Genomic DNA, 414 nt, shown 5'->3' with positions numbered 1-414 from the left:
CCACCGAGCAGGCCGCCCCGGCGCCCGCTCCCACCGCCGAGGCCGCCTCCGGCGGCGGTTCCGCCGAGGGCACGGACGTCGTCCTGCCCGCGCTCGGCGAGTCCGTCACCGAGGGCACCGTCACCCGGTGGCTGAAGGAGGTCGGCGAGGAGGTCGCGGAGGACGAGCCCCTGCTCGAGGTCTCCACGGACAAGGTCGACACCGAGATCCCGGCGCCCGTCGCCGGTGTCCTGCTGGAGATCGTGGTCGCCGAGGACGAGACCGCCGAGGTCGGCGCGAAGCTCGCCGTCATCGGCGCCCCGGGCGCGGCTCCGGCCCCGGCCCCGGCTGCCGAGGCCCCCGCCCCGGCTCCGGCTCCCGCCCCGGCCGCTCCGGCTCCGGCCCCCGCGCCCGCTCCGGCTCCGGCTCCGGTCC

1 protein-coding gene is annotated in these 414 nt (G+C 79.7%); it reads left to right on the top strand.

Translation table 11 applies throughout. The features are described 5' to 3' along the window. Positions 1 to 414 (top strand): biotin/lipoyl-containing protein (locus G3I78_RS51575; RefSeq protein ID WP_343244047.1); only part of this gene is annotated, 414 nt, incomplete at both ends.

The organism is Streptomyces sp. SID13726, assembly GCF_010548375.1.
Lineage (GTDB): Bacteria > Actinomycetota > Actinomycetes > Streptomycetales > Streptomycetaceae > Streptomyces.
The sequence above is the reverse complement of the archived record's forward strand: the minus strand, read 5'-3'. Positions and strand labels throughout refer to the sequence as shown.